The sequence below is a fragment of the Avibacterium paragallinarum genome (genome assembly GCF_900450705.1).
Taxonomy (GTDB): domain Bacteria; phylum Pseudomonadota; class Gammaproteobacteria; order Enterobacterales; family Pasteurellaceae; genus Avibacterium; species Avibacterium paragallinarum.
The window spans coordinates 447,750-466,688 of record NZ_UGHK01000001.1; the positions used below are offsets into that span (position 1 = coordinate 447,750).

Here is an 18,939-nt window from a genome sequence, read left to right on the forward strand (position 1 = left end):
ATGTTAGGCATAATAGCAGATGATTTCACAGGGGCGAGCGATATTGCCAGTTTTCTCACCGAAAATGGCTTGCGTACCGTGCAAATGAACGGCGTGCCAAGCCAGCCTTTGCAAAATCAGGACAGGCAAGGCAAAGTGGAAGCGATTGTGATTAGCCTCAAATCTCGTTCCAATCCCGTCGATGAAGCGGTGCAACAATCCTTGCACGCATTAACGTGGTTGCAAAAAAACGGCTGTACGCAGTTTTATTTTAAATATTGCTCCACCTTTGACAGCACGGCAAAAGGCAATATTGGCCCAGTAACCGACGCTTTAATGCAGGCGTTGGCGACAGATTTCACCGTCATCAGCCCTGCCCTCCCCATCAATGGCAGAACCATTTTCAACGGTTATTTGTTCGTGGGCGAGGTGTTGCTGAGTGAGTCAGGAATGCGTCATCACCCGATTACGCCGATGACCGATGCCAATTTGCTTCGCCTAATGGACGCACAAGCTCAGGGCAAAACGGGGCTAGTGGCATATGCCAACGTGGTGCAGGGTAGCGAACGGGTCAAAGCCCGCTTTGCTGAACTGAAACAGCAGGGTTATCGCTATGCCGTCGTCGATGCGGTGGATAACTCACAACTTGCCGTACTTGCGGACGCGGTTGCCGATTTCAAGTTGGTAACAGGCGGTTCTGGACTTGCGGCGTATATGGCTGCGCGTTTAAGTGGCGGTAAAAAAGGAGACAATGCGTTTACCCCAACAAAAGGAAAAACTGTCGTGTTGTCAGGCTCTTGTTCGGTAATGACTAATCAACAAGTAGAAAATTATCAGAAAAAAGCACCGCACTTATTCCTTGATGTGGAACAAGCCATTAATCATCCTGATTATGCGGACAAGCTATATCAATGGACGATGGAAAATTTGGATTCACCATTAGCACCAATGATTTATGCCACCGTTCCCCCTGAAAAACTTAACGCTATTCAAAATGAATTTGGTGCAGAACGCACTAGTCAGGCTATTGAACAAACCTTTGCGCGTTTAGCGGAAAAATTGAAAAACGCAGGCGTAACCAATTTCATTACAGCTGGTGGTGAAACATCAAGCATTGTGGTACAGCAACTTGGTTTTAGCGATTTCCATATTGGTAAACAAATTGCGCCGGGTGTGCCTTGGTTAAAAGCGGTAGAAGAACCCATTTATCTTGCCTTGAAATCGGGCAATTTCGGCAAAGTAGATTTCTTTGAATTTGCACAAGGAATGGCTGTATGACAGAACTAGAACAAAAAATTGAAATGGTGAACTTTGCACGTTCATTTTATGAACGTGGCTATAGCGTTGGTGGGGCGGGAAATTTATCTGTTCGTTTAGATGAAAATCGGATTTTAGTAACACCAACAGGTTCATCTTTAGGACGACTGGTAGCAGAAAAATTATCTGTGGTCGATATGCAAGGCAATTGGCTTGCAGGCGATAAGCCTTCTAAAGAATATGTTTTTCATTTGACGTTATATCAGAACAATCCGCAATGCAATGCGGTGGTTCATCTTCATTCTACTTATTTAACCGCACTTTCTTGCTTGCAAGGGCTAGACCCCGACAACGCCATACGCGCCTTTACCCCTTACTATGTGATGCGTGTGGGGAAATTGCCCGTCATTCCGTACTACCACCCCGGTGATGTCAATATTGCACGCGAATTAGGGGAACGTGCTTTATCTGGCAAAGCCTTTTTACTCGCTAATCACGGTGTTGTTGTTACGGGAACAAGCTTGGTTGATGCGGTGGATAACACGGAAGAATTAGAAGAAACCGCTAAATTGTTCTTTATCTTAAAAGAACAAAATATCCGTTATCTCACTGATGCGGAAGTGAAAGATTTAGAAAACAGGGGGAAATAATTATGCCTAAATTTGCAGCTAATCTCACAATGATGTTTAACGAAGTTCCATTCTTAGATCGCTTTGAAGCAGCAGCTAAGGCGGGGTTTCGTTATGTGGAATATCTTTGGCCTTATGATTATTCCACCACAGAATTAAAACAACGTTTAGATCAATTTGGCTTGAAACAAGTGCTATTTAACACGCAAGCAGGCGATGTGAGTCAAGGTGAATGGGGCGTTGCCGCGATTCTCGGACGAGAAGATGATGCTCGCCGTGATATTGATTTAGCGTTGGAATATGCCCTTGCCCTAAATTGCCCAAATGTTCACGTGATGGCGGCAGTTGTTCCTGAGGGTGCAGATCGTGAAGCTTACAAAGCGACATTTATTGAAAATGTCCGTTATGCCGCAGAAAAATTTAAACCTTACGACATCAAAGTATTACTTGAAGCCCTTAGCCCTGAAGTGAAACCGAATTATTTGCTTAAAAGCCAATACGATACGTTAGAAATTGTTGAGTTAGTTGATCGCGATAACGTGTTTGTACAGCTCGATTATTTCCACGCCCAAAATGTGGACGGCAACCTTTCCCGACTGACGGAGCGACTGGCTGGGAAAGTTGCCCATATCCAAATCGCCTCCGTCCCCGACCGCCACGAGCCTGACGAGGGCGAAATCTACTATCCCTATTTGTTCGATAAATTAGACGCAATGGGTTATGCGGGCTATATCGGTTGCGAATATCAGCCAAGAGCCAGCACCGAAGCAGGGCTTACTTGGTTTGAGCCTTATCGCGACCGCTAGCCCTTAAACGACAAGTCTAAAAATTCCTGCCACGTTCTTGCCCAATGGCAAGGGCGTTGGCTGGTTTCACCCTAAAAATGGGGCGAAGTAACGCCGTATTATTTTGAAATCAAACGACGATAAAAGGAGATTAATGATGTTTATGTTTTTATCCCACCCACTAGACCCTAACGATGTCGCGTGGCCGGGTGAACCAACGGTCAAAGTAACCCGTTGCACCGACATCACGGAAGATTGCCCATTTAGCAGTTTTATCAGCGAAATCCCCAACCATTGCGGGACACATATGGACGCACCTCGCCACTTTGTGAAAAATGGCTTGAGTATCAACGAATTATCAATGGATTACTTCTGCCACAAGCAGGTCGCCTTGCTAGAAATCCCCAAAGACGAAGGGGAGGGCATTACCCGTGCAGATCTTGAACCTTATGCCGAAATCTTATCCCAAGTGTCATTCGCCTTTTTACGCACGGGATTTGAAAAATATCGCACAGAAAACACCGCACTTTACCAAAACGAAGGGCCTTACATCGCCACCAGTGCGGGGCAATATTTATCCGATCACTTCCCGAACCTCAAAGGCGTTGGCATTGATTTCTTAGCCTTAGGCTCACCCTCCGCCCGTGTGCCTGCGAGCGAAAACCCGAAACTGTGCCACCAAGCCATTCTCGGCTACCACACAGGGCGTTTCACCACCGTGATTGAAGATATGCACCTCGCCGACTTACCGCGTAATGCCAACATCGTGCAATTCATCAACGCCCCATTGCGTATCGCTGGGCTAGATTCCAGTCAGGTTACTTGCATTGTGGAACTTGAGTAATTAGTAACAGAACAACATAGGAGGAAACAATGAAAATCATCATCACAGGTGGACAAGGATTCCTTGGACAACGTTTAGCAAAAACCTTGTTAAAACAGACCGCACTTCCGATTGAAGAACTCGTACTGATTGATGTGGTAAAACCCGTTGCACCAAACAACGATCCAAGGGTGCGTTGCGTAGAAATGGATTTACGCAATCCGCAAGGATTAGAGCAAATTATTACAGAAAAAACCACCGCACTTTTTCATTTAGCCGCGATTGTGAGTAGCCACGCAGAACAAGATCCTGATTTAGGTTATGAAATTAACTTTCTTGCAACTCGCCATTTATTAGAAGCCTGTCGCAGAACCAATCCGAATATTCGCTTTATTTTCTCCAGTTCTTTAGCGGTGTTTGGCGGTGAGTTACCATCTGTGATTACAGGTAGCACAGCAGTAACACCACAATCCACCTACGGCTCGCAAAAAGCGATGTGCGAGCTGTTGATTAACGATTACAGTCGCAAAGGGTTTGTTGATGGCTTGGTGGTGCGTTTGCCGACCATTTGCATTCGCCCCGGTAAGCCGAATAAAGCCGCGTCATCATTTGTAAGTAGCATTATGCGTGAACCTTTACATGGTGAAGACAGTATTTGCCCTGTATCAGAAGATCTCGGTTTATGGCTTTCTAGCCCAAATACCGTAGTAAATAACTTCATTCATTGCTTGCAATTAGCCAAATTACCCGCGCGTAGTTGGCACATTGTGAATTTGCCGGGATTTAGCGTTTCAGTGAAAGAAATGTTAGCCGATCTTGCAGAAATAAAAGGACGTGACATTTTACAGCACATCAAATTCCAATTTGATCCGCAAATCAATGACATTGTCGCAAGCTGGCCTGCACAAATTGATAACCATAAAGCTTTAGCATTGGGTTTTAAAGCAGATGAAGATTTTAAATCCGTGATTCAACAATTTATTCAATATGATATGTAAGGGGGCAATATGCTTGGTTTACCTACGCCAATTATTGGCTTGATCATTGCTGTTTTTGTACTGGTTTATTTAGTTTTGAAGACACGTGTTCACGCCTTTATTGCAATGCTCATTGCTTCCTCCATTGCGGGGTTGATTGGTGGAATGAGTGCTCAAGAAACCTTAGGTGCGATCTCTAAAGGCTTTGGTGGCACCTTAGGGGGAATCGGGATTGTTATCGGTCTAGGCGTTATGATGGGAAGTATCCTTGAAGTGTCAGGCGCTGCCGAAAAAATGGCATATAGCTTTATCAAAATGCTTGGAAAGAAAAAAGAAGAATGGGCATTGGCTATTACAGGTTATGTTGTGAGTATTCCAATTTTTGTGGATTCCGCCTTTGTGATTTTATATCCCGTTGCCAAAGCACTTGCAAAAAACGGTAAACGTTCATTATTAACTTTAGGTGTAGCCCTTGCCGGTGGTTTAGTTGTTACACACCATACCGTGCCGCCAACACCGGGGCCATTAGGCGTTGCGGGATTATTTAACGTAGATATTGGCGCAATGTTGTTAGTGGGAATGTCGATGGCAGCCTTTCCTGTAATTGGTATTGTTCTCTATGCAAAATGGCTCAATAAAAAATACCCTGATTTTAATCAACAAGTCTTCACTCAAGAAGAATTGAAACAAAAATATGATGATTACATTGAAAGTCGCGAAAAGAAAAATCTACCAAGTTTAGGGCTTTCTTTGCTGCCAATTTTATTGCCAATCGTGTTAATTTTTATCAAAGCGATTTTAGATTTAATCGCAAAAAGTAATCCTGAATTATCGCACAATGTGGTTTATCAAGCCTTTATTTTCCTTGGCCACCCCATCATTGCTTTAGCAATTAGTGTGTTGATTTCTGTTTATGCGTTATTGCCAAAAGTGGACAGAAATACCACCGCACTTCACTTAGAAGAAGGAGTGAAAACTGCAGGGATTATTTTATTAGTAACTGGTGCAGGTGGTGCATTAGGTGCAGTATTGCGTGAAAGCGGTGCGGGGGCAGAACTTGCTAAACAAGTGGCATCTTTACCCATTTCACCCATTTTAATTCCATTTATCGTTTCTACCCTTGTTCGCTTTATTCAAGGCTCTGGCACGGTTGCGATGATTACAGCAGCATCCATTTCTGCCCCTATTTTAGCGCAAATCCCAGGGGTAAATATGTTACTTGCCGCTCAAGCTGCCACAATGGGATCACTTTTCTTCGGTTATTTCAACGACAGTTTATTCTGGGTAGTAAACCGTATGATGGGCATTAGCGATGTGAAAAAACAAATGATTGTTTGGTCTGTTCCAACCACAATCGCTTGGGCTATTGGCGGTTCTATGGTGATTTTCGCTAACCTAATTTGGGGTAATGACGGTTCGTTATTTGACTTAATTTTACCTTTAGGTGTGCTTGGCGGAATCTTACTTTATGTAAACCGACAAAATAAACAAGGTTAACCTTAAATAAATTCCGTGTGTTGTTTTCAATACACGGAACTTTTCTAATGGAGGAAATATGAAAAAGTGCGGTCTTTTATTTTGTAGTTTTTTATGCTTGCTCAATATCGCCAATGCCAATGATCAGCCCCAAGCACCAAATAGCGCCATAAAGATGACGTTAATTGGCGAAATTACCGAGCAAGGACAAAAAATTAGTGGTATTGCTTTAGAGTATGAAGACAATATTTTATCGGGAGCAAACTTACGCCAACTGTATCAAGTGCAAACTCAATTAGATCAGCAAGCACCAATTTCTCGAACTGTTTTAAACGCCTATGTGAATCATCAAGCACAAAAATCTCACCAAGCAAACGCTGGGAAATTTGTCATTATTGAATTAGATACGCAAGATAAAAACGCCATTCCTTATAATTTGCGTGAAGAAAATACGCAACCAATGACATTTAAGGCAAAAGATAAAAATGGCGAGATTATTTCAGTAGAAAAAATTCAACGTGCAAAAGTGCCTGAATATTACAATGATCGATTAATTCATCAGGTTGAACAAATGGGCTTGCTTAAATTAACAAATGGCAAAACCTTAGCTAAAACAAGTATTAAACAATCAGCCACGCAAACAACGATTCATACCCCTTACCTAGATGAATTTATTGCCAAAACGGTAAAAGGAAATCCCACTGAAAACCAATTAGCTTATCGTTTTTATCGCCCACAACTTAACGTCAATCAAACTTATCCACTCACCCTATTCTTACACGGTTCAGGGCAAGTGGGCAGCGATAATCTCGCCCATTTGCTTTCCAGCAAGGGCTCGATAGCCACCCTCGCTTATGAAGCGGGCTTTGTCATCGCACCGCAATATTCATCGGTGTTTGATCCCTTTGATCCGCAAGGGGGCATTCATTGGCAAACGGATAATCGCCTTGATCTGGTGCTAGATCTTATCGATCACCAGTTGCAAAACGAGCCACAAATCGATCGCGATCGCATTTATCTTGTCGGGCTATCGCGTGGGGCGGAGGGGGCATTAAAACTGCTACAGAAACGACCGCACTTTTTTGCTGGGGCTTTATTAATGAGTGGACGAGAAGCGAACACATTAGAATGGATAGATGGCAATGCAAATATTGCCAATCTATCAATGCTCAAAAATGAAAATATTTGGTTTTTTCATAGCAAAGAAGACAAAGTTTCCCCCGTGCGTGGCTCAAGGATTAACTACGCCATTTTGCACGACCAGCTCAATGCGAAAAACGTCCACTACACCGAATTTACCATGCAACAAGCGGGCGATAACGGCATCGTAAACGCCAACCCACACAACACTTGGGACGCAGTGTTTAACAGCCCCGAAGTCATTCAATGGCTGCTACACCAACGCCGCACCACTAACGAGGAGAAAACAAAATGAACGCAAAAACCAGTTATATCATTGCTTTGATATTTCTTGCCATTACCCTATTGGCTTCTTATGTAGGCTTTCAAATTGAGCGTGATTTTGGGCGTATTGATGTACAAACAATCACAATTCCCACAGAAGAAAAACAACCGATGGTCGCCAAACTGTACCGCCCGATTTCCGCTACCGCACAAACGCCAAAACCGGCATTATTAGCCTTACACGGTTATCAGAGTGATAAGGAAGCCACCAATACCTTCGGGGCGTTAGAGTTAGCCAAACGTGGATTTGTTGTACTCGCCATCGATCATTTTGGACACGGCTATTCCACCAAATTACCCGCTTCCAATAAAACCATTAGCGGTGCAAACAATGGTTATCAATATTTAAAAACCTTACCCTTTGTTGATAAAGATCGACTGGGTATTTTTGGACATTCGACAGGTGCATTAAATGCGATTCGTGTGGCAAAATTAAATCCTGATCATAAAGCTGTAAACGGATTAAGTAGTAATGGCGGTGATCCAGCGTTACATAATTATTTGCTTACACAAGGTTTATATGAAGAAATTGGCGGTTACCGTGAGAAAACATTTCCTGTTAAGGATTTGGTAACCAACACCGCACGCCTCAAAGCCTTTTCCTTGCCAGAAAATTCTACTTTGCAATGGGATCATACCTATGGCTCATTCGATGAGGGAACGGCAAGACGTGCGGCGTTGGTTGATGGCACACATCTTGGCGTAATGATTGCCAGCCAAAGCAATAAAGAGGCGATTTTATGGTTTCATCAGGCGTTGCAAAATGGGGTGAAAGATCAAGATTGGCTTGACCCCGATCAGCAAACCTATTGGAACAAAGAGTTCTCAGGCTTGATCGCATTATTTAGTGCTATTCTTTCTGCGCTATTTTTAATAAATGGATTATTAAAACGTCCGTATTTTTCTGCTATCACTCAGCAAATTTCTGAGAAAACTACACTATCTACTAGAAAATGGTGGATCTTTGCTGGCATTAATATTGCACTCACAATGTTACTTTATCCTATTTTTACTCAATGGGGCGGTGCCAATGAACCTATTGCTGCAACACTTGAGTTTATGCCCCTTGAAATGGGAAATGGTATTATTAGCTGGCTTTTAGTCAGTGCGGTAATAAATTTGCTCTTTTTTGTATTATGGAAAAAAGCTAATCCAACCGTTTCATTACAAGAATTTGGCGTGCTTAATCACGCAAGTATCGGTTTGAAATCATTGGTGCTACGCTCGTTATTGTTAAGCACCATTGCCGTAGGTTACCTTTATATTTTAACTTGCCTTGTACACACTTGGTTAGGCGTAGAATTGCGTTTTCTATGGCCACTTTTAAAACCACTCACCCTTGAAAGAGCGGAACTATTTATCGTTTATTGGTTACCAATTTTGCTCTTTTTCTTTGCTTTCAATGGATTAATCATTGGCGTGCAAATGAAACAACCATTACAGAAAACATTTTCTGCCACATTAATGTGTTGGTGGATAAAAACCATTATTTTTGCCGTCAGCGGTCTATTTATTTTATGGTTATTCCACTTCATTCCTGATTTTATGCAAATTGGGCCAGGGTTTGACTTGGTTGGCTTACCGCAATTCGGTGGACGTTGGATGATGATGCTCGCCGTAATCATTCCACAATTTATTGTATTCATTATTATCAACCATTGGTGTTATCTCAAAACAGGGTACATTTATCTTGGCGTGTTCTTTACTTCAATGCTAATGGCGTGGATTTTAGTTGGCGGACAAGTTATTGGGCGGTTTTTGGCGTAAAGATCAAGAGTAAAATACAAGGGGCGTATGCGACACGCCCCTGAGGTTAGATTAATAATTCCGCCTTATCAAAAATCATCTATCCAAAACCTGTTTTAAAGAATAAAAGTGCTGTGTTTTCTAATCACACTATGGCAACATTGCCTCTAGTTGCCATAATTCAGGATAGCTTTCACGGCGTTTGATGAGATGTGCTTGATCGCCGTCCACCATCACTTCAATGGCTCTTGGGCGGGAATTATAGGTGGAAGCCATACTTGCACCATAAGCCCCCGCTGAACGTTGGGCGATGAGATCCCCTTGGGCGATCGCCAGCTCACGCTGTTTGCCTAAGAAATCAGAGGTTTCGCAAATTGGGCCGACCACATCATAAACTTTTGTTTCACGCGGTAGGCTGCGATCCACTTCGATAATCTTCATATAAGCTTGATACAACGCAGGGCGAATCATATCGTTCATTCCCGTGTCCACAATGGCGAAATTGCGGCTTTTATTGCTTTTTAGGTATTCCACTTTGGTGACTAAAATTCCTGCGTTCGCGGTAATCGCACGGCCCGGTTCAAGAATAATTTCCAAGTTTGGATAATCTTTTAATTTAGCTAATAACGCTTTTGCATATTCACTTGGGTGCGGTGCATTTTCATCTTTATAGGTTACGCCTAAGCCGCCGCCTAAATCTAAATGTTTTAGTTCGATGCCATCTTGAGCAAGCTGCTGCATTAGCACGATCAAACGATCGGTGGCATCAAGGAACGGCTGAACTTCCGTGAGTTGTGAGCCGATATGGCAATCCATTCCCGTAATTTTAATGTGTGGTAGCTGGCTTGCGATGCGATAGACTTCGCGGGCTTCATCGACACTCACGCCGAATTTATTTTCTTTCAAGCCTGTGGAAATGTAAGGGTGGGTGTGTGCATCCACATCGGGGTTTACACGCAAAGAAATGGGTGCGAGTTTGTTTAAACGCCCTGCCACCTCATTAATGCGATAAAGCTCCGCAAGGCTTTCTACGTTGAAACAACGAATGCCCACGTTTAACGCACGCTCAATTTCTTGTTCCGATTTTGCTACGCCAGAAAACACCACTTTGTTCGCTTCACCGCCCGCTGCAAGGACGCGTTCTAATTCTCCTTGCGACACAATATCAAAGCCCGATCCTAGCTTCGCCATAATGTTCAAAATGGCTAAATTTGGGTTGGATTTCACCGCAAAGCAAATAAGGTGGGGGTGATCGCCTAAAGCGTTATCAAAAGCGTGCCAGTGGCGTTCAAGGGTCGCACGGGAGTAAATATAAGCGGGTGTGCCGAATTGCTGGGCGATTTCAGCCACAGGCACTTGTTCTGCCATTAATTGATCGTCTTTATACTGAAAAAAATCCATTACCAATCCTTTATTGTTGTGTTTGTGCGTTGTCTTTTTCTGGGAAATACAGCGGGCCTTTCACGCCGCAGCCCGTGGCAGCGAGGGTGATCGCCCCTAAAGTTAAACATAAAATCAGTTTTTTCATTGGTGTTTCTCTTGGTTTTTGTGCTTAGATGATAAATCTTATGTATAGTAACGATATTTAGAGAAATTTCTATTCTTTTTTGCACTTTGTATAAATAGCAAAAACTCTCTATAATTCCGCCTTACCTATTTCGCTTATGGAAAAATTATGAACGTTACAGAATTTCATCAAAATATTGAGCAAATTTGGCTCAGCATTGAAGAACAATTAGAAGAGCAAGATTGCGATGTGGATTGCGATACGCAAGGTTCGGTGTTTACTATCACCTTCCCTGATCGCAGCCAAGTGGTGGTAAACAAGCAAGAGCCATTGCTTGAACTCTGGCTTGCCAGCAAAGCAGGCGGTTTCCATTTTGCGTTCAAAGACGGGCAATGGATCGCCAATGATGGCAAATTATTTTGGCAATGTTTGGAAGAAGCCTGTCGCGTACACGGCGAGCAAGTGCATTTCGCCTAATGGCTCATTTCATCAATAAACAAAGTGCGGTGTATTTTTAACCAATTTTTCGCAAAAAATAATGGAAAAAAACACCGCACTTAAGGTTTTGAACGAGGTTTTTGGTTACCAATCTTTTCGCAATGGGCAGGAAGAAGTGATCCAAGCTGCCCTTTCACACCAAGATAGCCTCGTGATTATGGCAACGGGAAACGGCAAATCCCTGTGCTATCAAATCCCTGCACTTTGTTTTTCGGGCTTAACCCTTGTTATTTCGCCACTGATTTCGTTAATGAAAGACCAAGTGGATCAGCTCTTGGCAAATGGCATCGCGGTGGATTATCTCAATTCTACGCAGACTTTTGAGCAACAGCAAATTGTGCAAAATAAGGCGATTTCAGGGCAGCTCAAATTGCTTTATATTTCGCCTGAAAAGGCGATGACAACCAGTTTTTTCCAATTTATTTCCCATTGCCAAGTGAGCTTCATCGCCATTGATGAAGCCCATTGTATTTCCCAATGGGGACACGATTTCCGCCCTGAATACACTCAACTTGGCGGGCTGAAACGCTGTTTTCCTAATGCCCCGATAATGGCACTCACCGCCACCGCAGACAGTGCCACAAGGCAAGATATTTTGCATCATTTGCAACTGGATAATCCGCACATTTATATCGGCAGTTTTGATCGCCCCAATATTCGTTATACCCTTGTGGAAAAATTCAAGCCAATGGAACAGCTCAGCCACTTTTTGCTAGGGCAAAAGGGCAAAAGCGGAATTGTATATTGCAACAGTCGTAATAAAGTTGAACGCATCGCGGAAAGTTTGCGTAAAAAAGGCGTGGCAGCACAGGCGTATCACGCGGGAATGGAAGCGAGCCAGCGGGAGCAAGTGCAACGTGCTTTTCAGCGGGATAATGTGCAAGTGGTGGTGGCGACTATCGCTTTTGGAATGGGGATTAACAAATCCAACGTGCGATTTGTCGCCCATTTTGATTTACCGCGTAGCATTGAAGCCTATTACCAAGAAACAGGACGAGCAGGACGTGATGACTTGCCTGCCGAAGCGGTGCTGTTTTACGAACCCGCCGATTATGCGTGGCTACAAAAAATGTTGCTGGAAAAGCCAGAAAACCCGCAACGACAAATCGAACAACACAAATTAGAAGCCATTGGCGAATTTGCCGAAAGCCAAACTTGTCGCCGTTTAGTGTTGCTCAATTATTTTGGCGAACATCGTCAAACCCCTTGCGGAAACTGCGATATTTGCCTTGATCCGCCGAAAAAATATGACGGCTTAATTGACGCTCAGAAAGTGATGTCCACCATTTATCGCGTAGGGCAGTGCTTCGGCGTACATTATGTGGTCGCCGTGCTACGGGGAATGCAAAACCAAAAAATTAAAGATAATCAACACGATAAACTCAGCGTGTACGGCATCGGCAAGGATAAAAGTAAAGAATATTGGCAATCGGTGATCCGCCAGCTTATTCATCTTGGGCTAGTGCAACAAGTGATGAATCAATTTCATTCGGTATTACAACTGACAGAAAACGCACGCCCCATTTTGCGAGGCGAACAGCCGTTGCAACTCGCCACGCCAAGGGTTTCTTCTATTATCACCGCACAAAGCGCACAAAAAAGTGCGGTGCAAAATTACGACAAAGATCTCTTTGCCCGCTTGCGTTTCTTACGCAAACAAATTGCCGACAAAGAAAATATCCCCCCTTATATTGTGTTCAACGATGCTACTTTGCAAGAAATGGCACAATATCAACCCACCAGCAAGCGCGAAATGCTACAAATCAACGGCGTGGGCGCAACCAAATTAGAGCGCTTCGGACAGGCATTCCTGCATATTATCCAAGAGCATAAATCGCTCAGCGCAAAAAACAGCCAGCTGTTTAAATTATCTAACGAAAAATAACCGCACTTTGTTTTTCCCCCTGTTTTCTTCCTTAGCTCCTCTCTTTTTTGTGAACCTGATCACAAAAACGAAACGTATGTAATCAAAATGTTAAAAAATAGTTGACGCAAAAGATAGAATCAATAATTATACATAATATTAATAACAATTCTCATTTGCAGTTCTATTACAATGAAAATACTCAAACATATAAAATCTTTCTTTTTCTATATAGGAGTATATATTTTTTCTAGAATATTATCTGACATATTTAATGTAAATGTTATTTTCTTTTATGTCAGTATCTTATTTTTACTTTATTTTTGGGGCTGTCCTAGATAACAACTAAAAAATCTATTTAGGTTAGAATGAACCAATGAGAAAAAGTCGTCTAAGTCAGCACAAACAAAATAAACTCATTGAGCTATTTGTTGCAGGTGTTACTGCAAGGACAGCAGCAGAGTTAGTCAATGTAAACAAAACGACTGCCGCATATTACTTTCATCGTTTACGCCAACTCATCTATCAAAACAGCCTTCACTTAGAGATGTTTGAAGGTGAAATTGAAGCCGATGAAAGTTATTTTGGCGGTGCTCGCAAAGGCAAACGTGGTCGTGGTGCGGCAGGGAAAATTGCGGTATTCGGGCTTCTCAAGCGCAATGGCAAGGTTTATACCGTTGCGGTTCCAAATACGCAATCTGCCACCTTGTTACCCATTATTCGGGAGCAGGTAAAGCCTGATAGTATTGTTTACACCGATAATTATCGTAGTTATGACGTGCTTGATGTGAGTGAATTTAGTCATTTTCGTATCAATCACAGCACACATTTTGCTGAAAATCATAACCACATTAACGGAATTGAGAATTTTTGAAGCCAAGCAAAACGCCATTTACGCAAATTTAATGGTATCCCAAAAGCGCATTTTGAGCTTTATTTAAAGGAATGTGAATGGCGTTTTAATTACAGCAACATAAAAAGTCAAATTTCTATTTTAAAACAATTGGTTAAAGGGAGTTTAGTCTAGTTATCTAGGACAGCCCCTAAATTTTTTGTTGGATAGCTAGACTCGGGAGTATATTCATATTCGCTAGAGTATCTTATTCTTCCTTCAGTCCAACTAGGAGAGGCAGTTCTAATTGGAACAGACAATGGATATTCTATGGGAGTATTAACTATATTATCTCGAATTTCATCATATATAGGATTAACTATTTCTTTTCCTGCTACATATACTCCTATATATTTTATGGCTTGTAATGGTGAAGCTCCAGAAACTAAAGATAATTCATTGATATTTATTTCTTTCATTTTTTTCTCCTGTTTTTGTTATAAAAATAAGGGGCTGTCCTAGATAACTAGACTAAACTCCCTTTAACCAATTGTTTTAAAATAGAAATTTGACTTTTTATGTTGCTGTAATTAAAACGCCATTCACATTCCTTTAAATAAAGCTCAAAATGCGCTTTTGGGATACCATTAAATTTGCGTAAATGGCGTTTTGCTTGGCTCCAAAAATTCTCAATTCCGTTAATGTGGTTATGATTTTCAGCAAAATGTGTGCTGTGATTGATACGAAAATGACTAAATTCACTCACATCAAGCACGTCATAACTACGATAATTATCGGTGTAAACAATACTATCAGGCTTTACCTGCTCCCGAATAATGGGTAACAAGGTGGCAGATTGCGTATTTGGAACCGCAACGGTATAAACCTTGCCATTGCGCTTGAGAAGCCCGAATACCGCAATTTTCCCTGCCGCACCACAACCACGTTTGCCTTTGCGAGCACCGCCAAAATAACTTTCATCGGCTTCAATTTCACCTTCAAACATCTCTAAGTGAAGGCTGTTTTGATAGATGAGTTGGCGTAAACGATGAAAGTAATATGCGGCAGTCGTTTTGTTTACATTGACTAACTCTGCTGCTGTCCTTGCAGTAACACCTGCAACAAATAGCTCAATGAGTTTATTTTGTTTGTGCTGACTTAGACGACTTTTTCTCATTGGTTCATTCTAACCTAAATAGATTTTTTAGTTGTTATCTAGGACAGCCCCTTTTCTTTAATTTTAAAATGCTTTCTTTACACAGAGAAAGGATTGCCGATATTGCTTTAACTGAAATTGAAAATAGCATACACTCCTCACCATTTTCTTTATCAGAAGAACAAAAAGGTTTATCTATTTTAGTGAAAAATCTTACCTTTCAATATGATCAATTTACACAACCTATTCTTGATAATTTAAATTTAGAAGTTAATGCTGGAGAAAGCATAGCGATCTCTGCGAAATCAGGCGCAGGTAAAACAACCTTACTAAAATTAATGTCAGGACTCTTGAGACCAACAAAAGGAGAAATTTATATCAATAATATTGATATTAAAAACTTAGATAGTTCACATTATCGCCAACATATTGCAACGGTGTTACAAGAAGATAAGTTTTTCTCTGGCTCAATTTTAGAAAATATTGTCTGCTTTGATAATCAGTATGATAAAGAATTTGCCATTCAATGTGCAAAACAAGCGCAAATTCATAATGAAATAATGAAGATGCCAATGAATTATGAAACGTTGCTTGGAGAACTAGGCAACAACCTTTCAGGAGGGCAAAGACAAAGATTATTTATTGCGCGAGCTCTCTATAAAAGGCCTAAAATTCTTTTTATGGACGAAGCAACAAGTCATCTTGATGAAGAAAATGAAAGAAAAATTAATGATGCAATAGCTAAACTAAAAATAACTAGAGTAATAGTTGCCCATCGTCAATCTACTATTGAAAGTGCTGATCGATGTATAAATCTATAAAGCTAACCTTGATATAATTATTGTAATATGAGTTTTATAAAATCCTTAATACTAATAATTTAACCTATGATTTAATCTATGAAATATTTATAAGAAGCCTAAAAATACGATAGAGAAAATCATTGTAAACGTATTACTTATCGCAGTGATATTTACATTTATTACTCTCTGTTTATGTCTAAAAAATAAAGAATAAATAATCCAATTTATTCAAATTTATATGTTGTTGCTTTTATAACTTGATGATTTTTTGTATAATGCAATCGTTTTCGTTATTTTTTAGATTGAGGGATAGTCTATGTCAAGACCACTAAACTTTGTGATGATTTCACCCCATTTCCCGACCAATTTTGAAACCTTTGCCGTGCGTTTGCGGGAAAATGGTTTCAACACCTTAGGCATTGCCGACACGCCTTACGAGCAGTTAAGTGAGAATTTACGCAACTCGCTAACGGAATATTATCGCGTGGATAATATGGAAGATTACGATCAGGTTTATCGTGCGCTGGGCTATTTTGCGCATAAATATGGGCGTATTGATCGCATTGAATCGCACAATGAATATTGGCTTGAGCTAGATGCGAAACTTCGCACGGATTTCAATGTATTTGGTTATAAAAATGAGGATATGAAATCCATTAAAACCAAATCGCAAATGAAAGAAATTTTCCGTCAAACAGGCTTGAAAGTGGCAAAAGGGCGGGTGTTTGAAAGCGATGAAGATGCCAGAAAGTTAGCGGACGAATTGCATTATCCCGTGATTATCAAGCCCAATTCTGGCGTGGGGGCGAGCGATACCTATAAAATCAAAAATACACAAGAATTGGAAAACTTCTTCAGCCAGAAAAATCCGAATGTGGAATACATTATGGAAGAATTTATTGACGGCGATATTGTTACCTTTGACGGTTTGACCGATCGCGAGGGCAATATTGTGTTTTATTCTAGCCTTGAATATTCCGAAGCGGTGCTGGATACGGTGGAAAAAGACGGTGATATGTTCTACTACGTTCCGCGTAAAATTTCGCCAAAATTAGTGGAATTGGGCAAGCAATGCGTCAAAGCCTTTAATGTTAAAGAGCGGTTCTTTCATTTCGAGTTTTTCCGCGTGAAGAAAACCAACGAATTATTACCATTAGAAGTGAATTGTCGCCCACCCGGTGGATTAACCATTGATATGTGGAATTATGCCAATGACTTTGATGTGTTTAATGAATATGCACATATCGTCAAAGACAATCAATTCACTTCACAAATCACGCACCCTTGGAATGTGGTTTATATTTCCCGCAAAGCCAATCAGCGTTACGCTCATTCCATCGCTCAAATCTGGGAAAAATTCCCGCACAATATTATTAGCGTGCAGAAAGTGCCAGGGGTATTTGCCAAAATAATGGGCGAGGAGGGCATTTTGGCTCGCACGCCAAACATCGAGCAAATGCGTGAAATCATTCAATTTGCACATCAAAAGCAGTAGGAGGCACAATGTTTTTTGAAGCTCGTCATCACTGGAGCGGTGAATTAGGCAGAGAAATGCCCTTCAATGTGTATGGACACAGTGGCAAACCCGTGATTGTTTTTCCATCTTCGGGTGGCAATCATAATGAATATGGCAATTTTGGAATGATCGACGCTTGCCGCTCTTTTATCGAGCGGGGCTTAATCAAAGTTTACACGCCAGATTCTTTTGATAATGAATCTTGGCTTGCCACCTACAAGTCTGGGCAAAATATGGCCCAAGCACATAACGCCTATGATCGCTATATCATTAACGAACTCGTGCCGTTAATCCGCCACGAATCCCAATGGCAAGGCACAATGATCGCCACAGGTTGTAGTATGGGGGATTCCACACGATTAATTTTGCCTTACGCCACCCTGATCTTTTTGATACTGCCATTGCACTCAGCGGGGTTTATGATGCCCGTTTTTTCACAGGTGAATATCAAGGCAATGCAGAGGTGTATTTTAACTCGCCGATTGATTATTTGTGGAATCAAAACGACCCGTGGTTTTTAGACCGCTACCGCCAAAACCATTACATAGTAGCTGTAGGGCAAGGTGCGTGGGAAGAACAACACATCGCCGACACCGCACGCTTACAACAAGCCTTCCAAGCCAAAGATATTCCAGCTTGGTTTGACTTTTGGGGAACAGATGTGGATCACGATTGGCCTTGGTGGCGAATACAAATGCCTTATTTCTTAGGGAAGTTGGAAGAGCAAGGGTTGTTAAAATAGGCAAAGGGCGGATTGATGTTCCGCCTTTTATTTCTCGTTATTTATTCACAACTACTTATTCAATAACGCAAAATGCAGGAACTCGACAAAATGATCTGCCCAGTGCATTTCGTGGTGGATTTCATTTGCCATAATGCGTAGGCGAATATGATCGAGGGGTTGCCCCGTGCGTAACAAGGCTTGGTAGTAGCGTAGGGTGCAATCAATGTAGGTTTGGTTCATATTGGAAATGAATTGGGAATCCATTTCATCGCCCTCATTGGTGCCGACTTGAATAAACACACGGCTTTGCGGCTGCAAGGGGTGGCGATGAATAAAATCCATAAACGCCCCCTCACTAAACCAAGAGGCAAGGGAGAACACGCCAAAATGCCCAAAAACCTGCGGATATGCCGCCCCCATATAAGCGGTAATAATGCCACCCATTGAACTTCCCGCCAGTAGGGTATGCTCTACGTTAGGTAAAGTGCGGTAGTTTTCATCAATGAATTTTTTCACCTCGTTCACCACCCAATCCGCATATTCCGCCCCGCGTCCGCCAACGTTTCTCACTTCAGGGGAATGTCCCACTTCCGTTTTCCAAGGGGCATATTCATTTAACCGCTCTTCCCCCGCGTTATCAATGCCGACAATAATTAATTTTGGCAACTGTTGATAATGCTTAATGGTAGGGATAATTTTCCACGAATGGCCTGAATAGGATTCTTTGCTATAAAACACATTTTGCCCATCGTGCATATAAAGGACAGGGTAATGCTGCCAAGGTTCGTTGTGATAATCTTTTGGCAACAACACGCGCACACGGCGGTGGTGATGGTAATAAGGCACATAAAGAAAATGCTCTTGCATTTCCAGATAATGATTAAACACGCTCATCTTTTAACT

17 protein-coding genes and 2 pseudogenes are annotated in these 18,939 nt (G+C 41.8%); 14 read left to right on the forward strand and 5 right to left on the reverse strand.

Translation table 11 applies throughout. The annotated features are described in order from the left end of the window. From otnK to DXZ23_RS02475, 8 genes are all read left to right on the forward strand, one after another. Complete coding sequence (gene otnK / locus DXZ23_RS02440) at positions 1 to 1,257, forward strand: 3-oxo-tetronate kinase (protein WP_017806702.1); 1,257 nt, start codon at positions 1 to 3, stop codon at positions 1,255 to 1,257. Further along, complete coding sequence (gene otnC / locus DXZ23_RS02445; protein ID WP_017806701.1) at positions 1,254 to 1,886, forward strand: 3-oxo-tetronate 4-phosphate decarboxylase; 633 nt, start codon at positions 1,254 to 1,256, stop codon at positions 1,884 to 1,886. The genes otnK and otnC overlap by 4 nt, the downstream gene beginning before the upstream one ends. A gap of 2 nt (positions 1,887 to 1,888) precedes the next feature. Continuing rightward, a complete protein-coding gene (otnI, locus tag DXZ23_RS02450) occupies positions 1,889 to 2,671 on the forward strand; it encodes a 2-oxo-tetronate isomerase (protein WP_017806700.1) in 783 nt (260 codons plus the stop codon). A gap of 136 nt (positions 2,672 to 2,807) precedes the next feature. Next, positions 2,808 to 3,494 (forward strand): cyclase family protein, encoded by a 687-nt coding sequence (locus tag DXZ23_RS02455; RefSeq protein ID WP_017806699.1) that lies wholly within the window; start codon positions 2,808 to 2,810, stop codon positions 3,492 to 3,494. Positions 3,495 to 3,523: 29 nt separating this feature from the next. Next, complete coding sequence (gene denD / locus DXZ23_RS02460; RefSeq protein WP_017806698.1) at positions 3,524 to 4,471, forward strand: D-erythronate dehydrogenase; 948 nt, start codon at positions 3,524 to 3,526, stop codon at positions 4,469 to 4,471. A gap of 9 nt (positions 4,472 to 4,480) precedes the next feature. Next, complete coding sequence (locus DXZ23_RS02465; protein ID WP_017806697.1) at positions 4,481 to 5,947, forward strand: GntT/GntP/DsdX family permease; 1,467 nt, start codon at positions 4,481 to 4,483, stop codon at positions 5,945 to 5,947. Positions 5,948 to 6,005: 58 nt separating this feature from the next. Then, positions 6,006 to 7,361 carry a carboxylesterase family protein gene (locus DXZ23_RS02470; RefSeq protein WP_017806696.1) on the forward strand — a complete coding sequence of 452 codons (1,356 nt, stop codon included), beginning with the start codon at positions 6,006 to 6,008 and terminating at the stop codon, positions 7,359 to 7,361. Next, a complete protein-coding gene (locus DXZ23_RS02475) occupies positions 7,358 to 9,157 on the forward strand; it encodes an alpha/beta hydrolase (protein WP_017806695.1) in 1,800 nt (599 codons plus the stop codon). Before DXZ23_RS02470 ends, DXZ23_RS02475 begins: the two co-directional genes overlap by 4 nt. Positions 9,158 to 9,286: 129 nt before the next feature. Here DXZ23_RS02475 and lysA read toward each other — a convergent pair whose 3' ends face one another. Continuing rightward, entirely contained in the window at positions 9,287 to 10,537 is a 1,251-nt protein-coding gene (gene lysA / locus DXZ23_RS02480) for a diaminopimelate decarboxylase (RefSeq protein ID WP_017806694.1), read from the reverse strand. A 10-nt stretch (positions 10,538 to 10,547) separates the two neighbouring features. Beyond that, positions 10,548 to 10,664, reverse strand: coding sequence for an LPS translocon maturation chaperone LptM (gene lptM, locus DXZ23_RS15785; protein ID WP_017806693.1), 117 nt, complete (start codon positions 10,662 to 10,664; stop codon positions 10,548 to 10,550). A 147-nt stretch (positions 10,665 to 10,811) separates the two neighbouring features. Here lptM and cyaY point away from each other — a divergent pair, with 147 nt between their 5' ends. The 3 genes and pseudogenes from cyaY (at position 10,812) to DXZ23_RS02500 (ending at position 14,032) form a co-directional block, all read left to right on the forward strand. Next, complete coding sequence (gene cyaY / locus DXZ23_RS02490; protein ID WP_017806692.1) at positions 10,812 to 11,120, forward strand: iron donor protein CyaY; 309 nt, start codon at positions 10,812 to 10,814, stop codon at positions 11,118 to 11,120. 61 nt (positions 11,121 to 11,181) lie between these two features. Continuing rightward, positions 11,182 to 13,026: a DNA helicase RecQ gene (gene recQ, locus DXZ23_RS02495; RefSeq protein ID WP_017806691.1), complete on the forward strand. Its 1,845-nt coding sequence runs from the start codon at positions 11,182 to 11,184 to the stop codon at positions 13,024 to 13,026. A 355-nt stretch (positions 13,027 to 13,381) separates the two neighbouring features. Continuing rightward, positions 13,382 to 14,032: pseudogene (locus DXZ23_RS02500) on the forward strand (IS1595-like element ISHpa1 family transposase). Here the strand turns inward: DXZ23_RS02500 and DXZ23_RS02505 are convergent. Next, the gene (locus DXZ23_RS02505; RefSeq protein WP_035696005.1) at positions 14,029 to 14,316 is read right to left on the reverse strand and encodes a hypothetical protein; all 288 of its coding nucleotides are present in this window, start codon (positions 14,314 to 14,316) and stop codon (positions 14,029 to 14,031) included. The pseudogene DXZ23_RS02500 and the gene DXZ23_RS02505 overlap by 4 nt on opposite strands. 47 nt (positions 14,317 to 14,363) lie before the next feature. Beyond that, a complete protein-coding gene (locus tag DXZ23_RS02510; RefSeq protein WP_017806567.1) occupies positions 14,364 to 15,014 on the reverse strand; it encodes an IS1595-like element ISHpa1 family transposase in 651 nt (216 codons plus the stop codon). Positions 15,015 to 15,082: 68 nt separating this feature from the next. On the opposite strand from DXZ23_RS02510, the gene DXZ23_RS02515 reads away from it, so the two are divergent. The 3 genes and pseudogenes from DXZ23_RS02515 to DXZ23_RS02525 all read left to right on the forward strand — a co-directional run bounded on the left by DXZ23_RS02515 (position 15,083) and on the right by DXZ23_RS02525 (position 18,054). Further along, on the forward strand, positions 15,083 to 15,814 hold the full coding sequence (locus tag DXZ23_RS02515; RefSeq protein ID WP_017806690.1) for an ATP-binding cassette domain-containing protein: 732 nt from the start codon (positions 15,083 to 15,085) through the stop codon (positions 15,812 to 15,814). Between the two features lie 298 nt (positions 15,815 to 16,112). Beyond that, positions 16,113 to 17,291, forward strand: coding sequence for an ATP-grasp domain-containing protein (locus DXZ23_RS02520; RefSeq protein WP_017806689.1), 1,179 nt, complete (start codon positions 16,113 to 16,115; stop codon positions 17,289 to 17,291). A gap of 8 nt (positions 17,292 to 17,299) precedes the next feature. After that, positions 17,300 to 18,054 (forward strand): annotated as a pseudogene (locus DXZ23_RS02525) (esterase family protein). A gap of 51 nt (positions 18,055 to 18,105) precedes the next feature. Here DXZ23_RS02525 and DXZ23_RS02530 read toward each other — a convergent pair. Further along, positions 18,106 to 18,930, reverse strand: a complete 825-nt coding sequence (locus tag DXZ23_RS02530) for an alpha/beta hydrolase (RefSeq protein ID WP_017806688.1) — start codon at positions 18,928 to 18,930, stop codon at positions 18,106 to 18,108. Positions 18,931 to 18,939: the final 9 nt, after the last annotated feature.

Excerpts from the sequence above, each read along its gene's own strand:
- DXZ23_RS02505 (WP_035696005.1), bottom strand. The coding sequence starts at position 14,316 with ATGAAAGAAATAAATATCAATGAATTATCTTTAGTTTCTGGAGCTTCA.
- DXZ23_RS02510 (WP_017806567.1), bottom strand. The coding sequence starts at position 15,014 with ATGAGAAAAAGTCGTCTAAGTCAGCACAAACAAAATAAACTCATTGAG.
- otnK (WP_017806702.1), top strand. The coding sequence starts at position 1 with ATGTTAGGCATAATAGCAGATGATTTCACAGGGGCGAGCGATATTGCC.
- denD (WP_017806698.1), top strand. The coding sequence starts at position 3,524 with ATGAAAATCATCATCACAGGTGGACAAGGATTCCTTGGACAACGTTTA.
- DXZ23_RS02530 (WP_017806688.1), bottom strand. The coding sequence starts at position 18,930 with ATGAGCGTGTTTAATCATTATCTGGAAATGCAAGAGCATTTTCTTTAT.
- DXZ23_RS02515 (WP_017806690.1), top strand. The coding sequence starts at position 15,083 with ATGCTTTCTTTACACAGAGAAAGGATTGCCGATATTGCTTTAACTGAA.
- DXZ23_RS02520 (WP_017806689.1), top strand. The coding sequence starts at position 16,113 with ATGTCAAGACCACTAAACTTTGTGATGATTTCACCCCATTTCCCGACC.
- DXZ23_RS02470 (WP_017806696.1), top strand. The coding sequence starts at position 6,006 with ATGAAAAAGTGCGGTCTTTTATTTTGTAGTTTTTTATGCTTGCTCAAT.
- DXZ23_RS02455 (WP_017806699.1), top strand. The coding sequence starts at position 2,808 with ATGTTTATGTTTTTATCCCACCCACTAGACCCTAACGATGTCGCGTGG.
- lysA (WP_017806694.1), bottom strand. The coding sequence starts at position 10,537 with ATGGATTTTTTTCAGTATAAAGACGATCAATTAATGGCAGAACAAGTG.
- DXZ23_RS02475 (WP_017806695.1), top strand. The coding sequence starts at position 7,358 with ATGAACGCAAAAACCAGTTATATCATTGCTTTGATATTTCTTGCCATT.
- lptM (WP_017806693.1), bottom strand. The coding sequence starts at position 10,664 with ATGAAAAAACTGATTTTATGTTTAACTTTAGGGGCGATCACCCTCGCT.
- DXZ23_RS02465 (WP_017806697.1), top strand. The coding sequence starts at position 4,481 with ATGCTTGGTTTACCTACGCCAATTATTGGCTTGATCATTGCTGTTTTT.
- otnC (WP_017806701.1), top strand. The coding sequence starts at position 1,254 with ATGACAGAACTAGAACAAAAAATTGAAATGGTGAACTTTGCACGTTCA.
- cyaY (WP_017806692.1), top strand. The coding sequence starts at position 10,812 with ATGAACGTTACAGAATTTCATCAAAATATTGAGCAAATTTGGCTCAGC.
- otnI (WP_017806700.1), top strand. The coding sequence starts at position 1,889 with ATGCCTAAATTTGCAGCTAATCTCACAATGATGTTTAACGAAGTTCCA.
- recQ (WP_017806691.1), top strand. The coding sequence starts at position 11,182 with ATGGAAAAAAACACCGCACTTAAGGTTTTGAACGAGGTTTTTGGTTAC.